This is a genomic window from Streptomyces sp. NPDC093586 (assembly GCF_044764905.1).
Lineage (GTDB): Bacteria > Actinomycetota > Actinomycetes > Streptomycetales > Streptomycetaceae > Streptomyces.
Genome location: NZ_JBIWJA010000028.1, coordinates 96,356 through 105,136 on the forward strand (window position 1 = coordinate 96,356; position 8,781 = coordinate 105,136).

The window sequence follows — 8,781 nt, forward strand, 5'->3', positions numbered from 1 at the left end:
TCCTCATGAGATCGCCTGCCCCCCGACGCGACGATCTGGTGATTGCCAGCATCGCCGGGGGAGATAAACGAACGATGAACGCTGCCGTTTGCAGTGGCGTCGGCCCGCTCATGCGGCATCGACGGGAGTCAGCAAAGCGCGTACGTCGTCAGCCTCAGGGGCACAGTTCTCCTCGTAAAGCCTGAGGGCTTCGAGCCAGCAGGCCCTTGCCCGGTCCACCTGCCCCAGCGCGGACAGCGTTCGTCCGAGGAGCGTGAGGACGTTGCCGCGCATCCGGTCGCCTCCGATGCATCCGACGGCGAGGGCTTGTTCGGCATGCTGAGCCGCTTGGGCCGGACGGCGCGCGGCCACGTGTGCCTCGGCGATCCGGAAGTGGGTGGTCCCTTCCCAGAGACGTTGGCGATGGGCGATGAAAATGGCCAGGGCATCGTTGAACTGGCCAAGTGCCTCGGTGTGCCGTCCGGCTTGGGTGAGCGCCATGCCGAGCGCGTAGTGGCCGTTGGCCAAGCGCATGGTCCGGCCCAGCTCAGCGAGCATCTCGAGTCCGTCCCGAGCGATGTCGACGGCCTTACCGATGTTGCCCATGGCCAAGTGGGCGCGCGACAGGTTGAATGACGTCGTCGCTTCGCCGGCTCGGTTGCCCGCTTCGCTGAAGGCTCGGATGGCCTGGTCGAAGAAGACTTTGCCGTCCGAGTACCGGTGCTGATGCAGTGAGATGAGCCCGCGGTCGTTGGCGGCCCAACTGCCCGCGGCGAGGTCCCCCGCGGAGGCGGCCCGCTCCATGGCGAGCCTGGCTTCCTCCTCCGCCTGATGAATGCGGCCGGACACGAGGAGGACGTTGGTGAGGGTTGCCCGGGCACGTCCCTCCGTACGGTCGTCACCGATCAGTTGGGCCGCCTCGCACACCGCGCTGGCCGTGTCCTCGTACTGACGCGAGTTGGCACCCGACTCGGCCAGGTCCTTCGCAGCCCAGAGGAGATCCACGCCACGCCGCAGCCGGTCCGTGTTCACGGACTGCCGCACGCTGGCGAGCAAGGACGCGCCCTCGGTGTAGAGCCAGTCCAGGGCTTCCGTGCCCTCGGCGAAGCGCAGGCCCTGATGCCGTGTCGGTTCCAGGTGGTCCACCAGGCGATCCCCGGGGCGCTCCATCGCGTATATCCCCGCCGCCGTCGCCAGGTAGAAGTCCAGCAGCCGCGACAGCGCCGCCCCCCGCTCGCTCGGCGGGTGCTCGTCGCGTTCGGCGCACGCACGCGCGTAGAGCCGGACGAGGTCGTGGAAGCGGTAGCGCCCCGGCGCCGCCGACTCCAGCAGGGACGTGTCCACCAGGGACTCCAGCAGGTCCTCCGTGTCCTCCGCCGGGAGGTCCAGTACCGCCGCTGCCGCCGCCAGGGAGATGTCCGGGCCGTCGGCCAGTCCGAGGAGCCGGAACGCACGGGCCTGGGCCGGCTCCAGTTGCCCGTAGCCCAGTTCGAACGTGGCCTTGACCGCCAGGTCACCGGCCTGCAGCTCGTCCAGCCGGCGTCGCTCGTCCGCCAGTTTCGCCGCGAGGACGGACACCGTCCACGTGCGCCGGGCCGCGAGACGGGACGCCGCGATGCGGATGGCCAGCGGCAGGAAACCGCACGCCGCGACCACGTCCAGGGACGCTTCCCGTTCCGAGGCGACCCGCTCCTCGCCCACGATCCTCGTGAAGAGCGTCAGCGCCTCGTCCGGGGCCATCACGTCCAGGTCGACCAGATGCGCGCCGGAGAGGTCCACCATCCGCACCCGGGACGTCACCAGCGCCGCGCACCCGGCCGTGCCGGGCAGCAGCGGGCGTACCTGTGCGGCGTCGCGGGCGTTGTCCAGCAGCACCAGGACGCGGCGGCCGTCCAGGACCGAGCGGTAGAGGGCCGCGCGTTCCTCCAGGGAGTCGGGGATGGCCGAGTCGGCCGTGCCCAGGGCGCGCAGGAAGGCACCCAGCACCGTCTCCGGTTCCGCCGCCCGCGCGCCCGCGCCCTGGAGGTCGACGTAGAGCTGCCCGTCCGGGAAGGCGGAGCGCGCCTGGTGGGCCACGTGCACCGCGAGGGTCGTCTTGCCGACGCCGCCGATGCCCGCCAGCGCGGAGACGGCCATCACCCGGCCCTCGGTGCCCGACGCCGAGCCCAGCACCTCGCTCAGCTCGCGCACGAAGGACGCGCGTCCCGTGAAGTCGGGCACGGTGGCGGGAAGTTGAGCCGGGCGGACCGGTGCCGCGGCCGACTCCGCGGCCGGTGCGGACGGTTCCGCCAGGGCCGGGTCGGCCTGGAGGATGCGCTGCTGGAGTTCCCGCAGGCCGGGGCGCGGGTCGACGCCCAGCTCGTCGGCGAGCAGGCGCCGCGTGTCCGCGTACACGGCCAGCGCCTCGGCCTGGCGTCCGCTGCGGTACAGGGCGAGCATGAGCAGCTCCCGCAGCCGCTCGCGCAGCGGATGCGCGGCGGTCAGCGCGGTCAGCTCCGAGACGGCCTCCGCGTGGCAGCCCTGCTCCAGGTCCATGTCCAGCCGCGTCTCGACGAGCTGGAGCCGCCACTCCTCCAGCCGGACCCGCTGCGCCTGGGCGTACGGGCCGGGGACGCCCGCCAGCGTCTCGCCGTCCCACAGCGCCAGCGCGCGCCGCAGCACCTCACGTGCCCGGCACAGGTCCCCGGCGGCCCGCGCCTTCTCCGCCTCGGCGGCCAGGTCCTGGGCCGTGCCGAGGTCGAGCGCACCGCTTCCGAGCCCGCGTACGGCGTACCCGCCCGACTCGCTGACCAGCACCCCCGGATCCAGGACCTTCCGCAGCCGCGACGCGTACGTGCGCACCGCCGCCAGCGCCTGCGACGGCGGTTCCTCGCCCCACAGCGCGTCGATCAGCTCGGCCGCGGTGGCCGTGCGGCCCTCGCGCAGCAACAGGGCGGCCAGCAGGGCCCGCTGCTGCGGGGACCCGGTGGGCAGCGGCTCGTCGCCGCGCCAGGCGCGCACCGGTCCGAGCACGCCGAACCGCAGCGCGGCCGGCGGCTCCGGTTCCGCCGGTGCCCCGGAAAGCCGCTGCTCCGGAGCGCGCGGTCCACCGTCCATGCCGTCCCCCTAGACATCCTGAGCAACTACGCCAGTTTGCCTTGTTCATGCCGACCACGTCAGTGGTGGGAGACGCCGATCACAGGTCCCTCACCTCTCCAGGTCCACCCGTACCGTCAGCAGCCCCGTTCCCACCCCCATCGCCCGTACGGCCAGGCTGTTGAACCGGGGCAGGCGGCGCAGGCGCGCGACCGGGTCGTCGTCGGGGAGGAGACGGGCGGTGCCCGCGTGCCAGCGGCCCCGGATCCGCACCCGTACCCGGGGATCGGCCCGGATGTTGCGGATGTACTGCGCCCGCTCACCGAACTCCGACACCAGCCAGAAGGAGTCGCCGACCCGGCGTCCCCCGACGGGCGTACGGCGGGGCAGGCCGGAGACGCGGCCGGTGGTCTCCAGCAGGGTCTGGGCGGGAAGCCGGCGCACGACCGCGTTGAGCCGGCGCTGGAGGGCCGTCACGGCCCGGTACTTGGTCTCGGCGTAGGACGACATCGCTCGCTCAGCTCCTGGTCTCGTGTGCCTCCATGATCCCCGGAGGAGCGGAGCGCGCACCCCGGCCCGATCATGCCGCTCGTATCCTCGAAGGATGACGACCTCCGCGACCTCCGGAACCGGACCCGCCGACCCCGCCGGTGCCACCGGCACCACCGGCCCCACCGAGAACTCCATGCGTCGCGCCCTCAAACGCGCCCGGGACGGTGTCGCCCTCGACGTCTCCGAGGCCGCGGTGCTGCTCCAGGCCCGCGGCGAGCACCTCGACGCCCTCACCGCGTCCGCCGCCCGGGTGCGGGACGCGGGCCTGGAGGCGGCCGGCCGCCCCGGCGTCATCACGTACTCGAAGAGCGTCTTCATCCCCCTCACCCGGCTGTGCCGGGACAAGTGCCACTACTGCACCTTCGTCACCGTGCCCGGCAAGCTGCGCCGGGCGGGGCACGGGATGTTCATGTCGCCGGACGAGGTGCTGGACATCGCCCGCAAGGGCGCGGCCCTCGGCTGCAAGGAAGCCCTGATCACCCTCGGCGACAAGCCCGAGGACCGCTGGCCCGAGGCGCGCGAGTGGCTCGACGCGCACGGCTACGACGACACGATCGCCTACGTCCGCGCCGTCTCCATCCGCATCCTGGAGGAGACGGGCCTGCTGCCCCACCTCAACCCGGGCGTGCTGACCTGGACGGACTTCCAGCGGCTCAAGCCGGTCGCGCCCTCCATGGGCATGATGCTGGAGACCACCGCGACCCGCCTGTGGTCCGAGCCCGGCGGCCCGCACCACGGCTCCCCGGACAAGGAACCGGCCGTGCGCCTGCGCGTCCTGGAGGACGCCGGCCGCTCCTCCGTCCCCTTCACCTCGGGCATCCTCATCGGCATCGGCGAGACGTACGAGGAGCGCGCCGAGTCCCTGTTCGCGCTGCGCAAGGTCTCCCGCGCCTACCACGGCGTCCAGGAACTGATCATCCAGAACTTCCGCGCCAAGCCGGACACCGCGATGCGCGGCATGCCGGACGCGGAACTGGACGAGCTGGTCGCCACGGTGGCCGTCGCCCGGCTCGTCATGGGCCCGGCCGCCTGCCTCCAGGCCCCGCCCAACCTGGTGGACGCGGAGTACGAGCGCCTGATCGCCGCCGGCATCGACGACTGGGGCGGGGTCTCCCCGCTCACCATCGACCACGTCAACCCCGAACGCCCCTGGCCGCAGATCGACGAACTCGCCGAGAGGTCCCGCGCGGCCGGGTTCGAGCTGCGCGAACGGCTCTGCGTCTACCCCGAGTTCGTGCGGCGCGGCGAGCCCTGGCTGGACCCGCGCCTGCTCCCGCACGTGGCCGCGCTCGCCGACCCGGCCACGGGCCTCGCGCGCGAGGACGCGACGGTTCAGGGCCACCCGTGGCAGGAGCCGGACGAGGTCTTCGAGGCGTCCGGCCGCACCGACCTGCACCGCACCATCGACACCGACGGCCGCACCTCCGACCGCCGCGACGACTTCGACGAGGTCTACGGCGACTGGGGCGCCCTGCGCGAGGCGGCGGCGCCCGGCATGGCCCCGGAGCGCATCGACACCGACGTACGCGCCGCGCTGGCCACGGCGGCCGACGACCCGACGAAACTGACGGACGACGAGGCGCTGGCCCTCCTCCACGCCGACGGCCCCGCGCTGGACGCCCTGTGCAAGGTGGCCGACGACGTCCGCAGGTCCGCCGTCGGCGACGACGTGACGTACATCGTCACGCGGAACATCAACTTCACGAACGTCTGCTACACCGGCTGCCGCTTCTGCGCCTTCGCGCAGCGCCGCACGGACGCCGACGCCTACACGCTCTCCCTCGACCAGGTCGCGGACCGCGCCCAGCAGGCGTGGGAGGTCGGCGCGGTCGAGGTCTGCATGCAGGGCGGCATCCACCCGGACCTGCCCGGCACGGCGTACTTCGACATCGCGAGGGCGGTCAAGGCCCGCGTCCCCGGCATGCACGTGCACGCCTTCTCGCCGATGGAGGTCGTCAACGGCGCCACCCGCACCGGCCTGTCGGTCCGCGAGTGGCTGACCGCGGCCAAGGAGGCGGGCCTCGACTCCATCCCCGGCACGGCGGCGGAGATCCTCGACGACGAGGTCCGCTGGATCCTGACCAAGGGCAAGCTGCCGACGGCGACGTGGATCGAGGTGATCGAGACGGCCCACGAGCTGGGCATCCGCTCCTCGTCCACGATGATGTACGGCCACGTCGACCAGCCCCGCCACTGGCTGGGCCACCTGCGCACCCTCGCCGGCATCCAGCAGCGCACGGGCGGCTTCACGGAGTTCGTGACGCTGCCCTTCATCCACACCAACGCGCCCGTCTACCTGGCGGGCATCGCGCGCCCCGGCCCCACCCTGCGGGACAACCGCGCGGTCACGGCCATGGCCCGCCTCCTGCTCCACCCCCATATCCCCAACATCCAGACGAGCTGGGTCAAACTGGGCACGGAGGGCGCGGCGGAGATGCTCCGCTCCGGTGCGAACGACCTCGGCGGCACGCTCATGGAGGAGACGATCTCGCGCATGGCGGGCTCGTCGTACGGCTCCTACAAGTCGGTCAAGGACCTGATCGCGGTCGCGGACGCGGCGGGCCGCCCGGCGAAGCCCCGCACCACGTTGTACGGCGAGGTCCCCGAGGAGCGGCGGCGGGCGGCGGCGGCCTCGGACGGGCACCTGCCGGAGCTGCTGCCGGTGCTGGACTGACCGCCTGACCGTCGTCGGACCGGGGGCACGGGCCGCTCGCAGTACGATGATCGGGCCCCCGGTGTGTCGGGGGGTTCTCGTAGCTGAGGAGATGCGTGCCCGTGCCTGCCCGACTTCCCTCGTGGGCCTGGGTCTCCGGTCTGACCGTGGGAGCGATAGCGGGGGTCGGCTTCCTGACCGTGCAGGCGGACCGGGGCCCGCACCCCACGGCCGCCGTGGCCGGGCCGAACCCGTCGGCCTCGGCCCGGGTGACCCCCGCACCGAAGGAGACGGCACCGGCCCCGGTCCCGGACGGCTCCGGCACCGGACGGCGCGTCGTCTACTCCCTCGGGCAGAAGCGGGCCTGGCTGGTCGACGCGAGCGACGCCACCCGCCGGACCTTCACCGTGTGGCCCGGCACGGTCGACCCCGACCCCGGCACCTACACGGTCGGCGAACGCCGGGACTCCACGACCGGTTCCGACGGGGTCCCGATCGAGCACATCGTGTACTTCGCCCTGGAGGACGGCGTCTGGGTCGCCTTCTCCCACGCGGCCGACGGCTCCTCGCCCCCGCCGCCCGTCCCCGGGACGAAGACCGGCGGCATCCGGCTGCACCTGCCGGACGGCCGGGCCCTGTGGACGTTCGCGACGACCGGCACGAAGGTCACGGTCGTCCCGTAGCACCGCCCCGTTCCGGCGTCAGGTGCGTGACGATCAGCACGACGCCGCTGAGCAGGAAGATCCGCGTCGCCGCGTCCAGCCCGTTCCAGGTGTCCGACTGCCACATCGCGAACCACTCCCCGCCGATGCCGATGAAACCGACGCCGAAGAGCAGCATCACCATCAGCAGGCCGAGGGTGGAGACCCTGCGTGCCCGCGCGTGGTCCCGGCGGAACCAGGACCAGGTGCCGGTGATCAGCACGAGCGCCGACACCGTCTCCCAGGCGATGATCGCCACGTAGGCCGCGTTCTGCAGTCCCTCGCTCGTGACGGCCCGCCACATCAGGTCCTCGTCCTCGAACGTGGTGTCCATGGCGAGCACGTGCTGGACGAACGCCTGGTTCGTCCCGAAGTCGGTGATGTTCCCGAAGGCGACCAGGGCCATGTAGAGGGCGACGGTGCCGGTGAGGAGGGCCGCGGCCAGGGGCAAGGCCCGCGAGGCGGTAGTGGTGGTCATGCTCACCTCATTCCCGGCGGGCCCGGTGTTCATCCGGCGGGCGGCCCCCTGTGCCCCGCCACCCCCTGAACCGACCGTCCCCGGTCGATTACAGTGCTCGCGTCGTACGTACGCACGATGCCGTGGGAGGCCGGGTGGGCGCGACGGGCGGTGCCGCCGTGTGGGGTCGTGCCGAGCAGCAGGACTTCCGGAGCCGGGTGCGCGGGACGCTGCTCGGCGCCGCCGTCGGGGACGCCTTCGGGGCGCCCGTCGACCGGATGGACCCCGACGCCGTCCGGGAGGCGCACGGCCCCGACGGACCGGCCGACCTCGTCCCCGTCCACGGGCGGCGCGGCGCCGTCACCCACCTCACCCAGCTCACCCTGTTCTCCGTCGACGGGCTGATCCGCGCCCAGGTGCGGCGCGACACCGGGGCCTGGCACCCGCCGACCGATCTGCACCGGGCGTACCGGCGCTGGTTCGCGACCCAGCGGGACTGGGGGCCCGACGAGCGGCGCGCGGAGGACGGCTGGCTGGCCCGCGAAGAGTGGCTGTACGCCCGGCGGGACCCCACCCGCGCGCTGCTGCTCGGGCTCGGCGACGACACGATGGGTACCCTCGACGCGCCCAAGAACCCCGGCGAGCGCGGCCCCGAGGCCGCCGCCCGGTCGGCGCCGTTCGGGCTGCTGGTCGGCTGGGACCCCCGACTCGTCGCCCAGCTCGCCGTGGAGTGCGCGGCGCAGACCCACGGCCACCCCACCGGGAACCTCGCGGCGGGCGCGTACGCCGTGGTCGTGCACGGACTGGCGCGGGGCGAGGGCCTGGAACCGGCCGTGCGGCGGGCGCTCACGCTGCTCGCCGTCCGGCCCGGACACGAGCCGGTGTCGGAGGCGCTGCGGCGCGCGCTGGGCGCGGTCCGGCAGGGGCTCCCGACGGCGGCGCGGGTGACCGGGCTGGCCGGCGAGGGCACGGCGGAGGGCCTGGTCGCCGCCGCCGTGTACTGCGCCCTCGTCGCCGAGGACGTACGGCACGGGCTGCGGCTGGCCGTGGGCCACGGCGGGCCCTCCGCCGCGGCCGGCGCGCTGACGGGCGGGCTGCTCGGCGCCCTGCACGGCGAGACGGCCCTCCCGCCGGCCTGGCTGGCCGAGCTGGAGGGCCGTCCCACGATCCTGGAACTGGCCGACGACTTCGCCATGGAGCTGACCCAGGGTCCGGCCCTCCACGGCCCGGCGGGCTCGTCCCCGGGCTGGCTGGCGCGGTACCCGAGGGCCTAGTGCCGCGGCAGGCGACGTTCGCCCGGTGAGGAGCGGCGTCCGGTGCGGCGAGTGGGGGCACCCCCTCCGGGGGAGCGTGCCGGGCGTCGC

General features: G+C 73.6%; 6 protein-coding genes. 3 read left to right on the plus strand and 3 right to left on the minus strand.

From position 1 onward, the window contains the following. Positions 1-108: 108 nt before the first annotated feature. The gene (locus ACIRFH_RS26045; RefSeq protein WP_403525381.1) at positions 109-3,075 is read right to left on the minus strand and encodes an AfsR/SARP family transcriptional regulator; all 2,967 of its coding nucleotides are present in this window, start codon (positions 3,073-3,075) and stop codon (positions 109-111) included. A gap of 90 nt (positions 3,076-3,165) precedes the next feature. Beyond that, positions 3,166-3,564, minus strand: coding sequence for a nitroreductase family deazaflavin-dependent oxidoreductase (locus tag ACIRFH_RS26050; protein ID WP_403525383.1), 399 nt, complete (start codon positions 3,562-3,564; stop codon positions 3,166-3,168). A 94-nt stretch (positions 3,565-3,658) separates the two neighbouring features. On the opposite strand from ACIRFH_RS26050, the gene ACIRFH_RS26055 reads away from it, so the two are divergent. Together ACIRFH_RS26055 and ACIRFH_RS26060 are read left to right on the plus strand one after the other, a co-directional pair. Then, positions 3,659-6,280 carry a bifunctional FO biosynthesis protein CofGH gene (locus ACIRFH_RS26055; protein WP_403525386.1) on the plus strand — a complete coding sequence of 874 codons (2,622 nt, stop codon included), beginning with the start codon at positions 3,659-3,661 and terminating at the stop codon, positions 6,278-6,280. A gap of 101 nt (positions 6,281-6,381) precedes the next feature. Further along, entirely contained in the window at positions 6,382-6,942 is a 561-nt protein-coding gene (locus ACIRFH_RS26060) for a hypothetical protein (RefSeq protein WP_403525389.1), read from the plus strand. On the opposite strand, the gene ACIRFH_RS26065 is transcribed toward ACIRFH_RS26060, so the two are convergent. Then, complete coding sequence (locus tag ACIRFH_RS26065; protein ID WP_403525392.1) at positions 6,926-7,438, minus strand: DUF2165 domain-containing protein; 513 nt, start codon at positions 7,436-7,438, stop codon at positions 6,926-6,928. The two genes, ACIRFH_RS26060 and ACIRFH_RS26065, sit on opposite strands and share 17 nt — an antisense overlap. Positions 7,439-7,572: 134 nt before the next feature. Here ACIRFH_RS26065 and ACIRFH_RS26070 point away from each other — a divergent pair, with 134 nt between their 5' ends. Beyond that, positions 7,573-8,691, plus strand: coding sequence for an ADP-ribosylglycohydrolase family protein (locus tag ACIRFH_RS26070; protein ID WP_403525394.1), 1,119 nt, complete (start codon positions 7,573-7,575; stop codon positions 8,689-8,691). The last annotated feature ends 90 nt before the right edge of the window (positions 8,692-8,781 follow it).

Excerpts from the sequence above, each read along its gene's own strand:
- ACIRFH_RS26050 (WP_403525383.1), bottom strand. The coding sequence starts at position 3,564 with ATGTCGTCCTACGCCGAGACCAAGTACCGGGCCGTGACGGCCCTCCAG.
- ACIRFH_RS26045 (WP_403525381.1), bottom strand. The coding sequence starts at position 3,075 with ATGGACGGTGGACCGCGCGCTCCGGAGCAGCGGCTTTCCGGGGCACCG.
- ACIRFH_RS26065 (WP_403525392.1), bottom strand. The coding sequence starts at position 7,438 with ATGACCACCACTACCGCCTCGCGGGCCTTGCCCCTGGCCGCGGCCCTC.
- ACIRFH_RS26055 (WP_403525386.1), top strand. The coding sequence starts at position 3,659 with ATGACGACCTCCGCGACCTCCGGAACCGGACCCGCCGACCCCGCCGGT.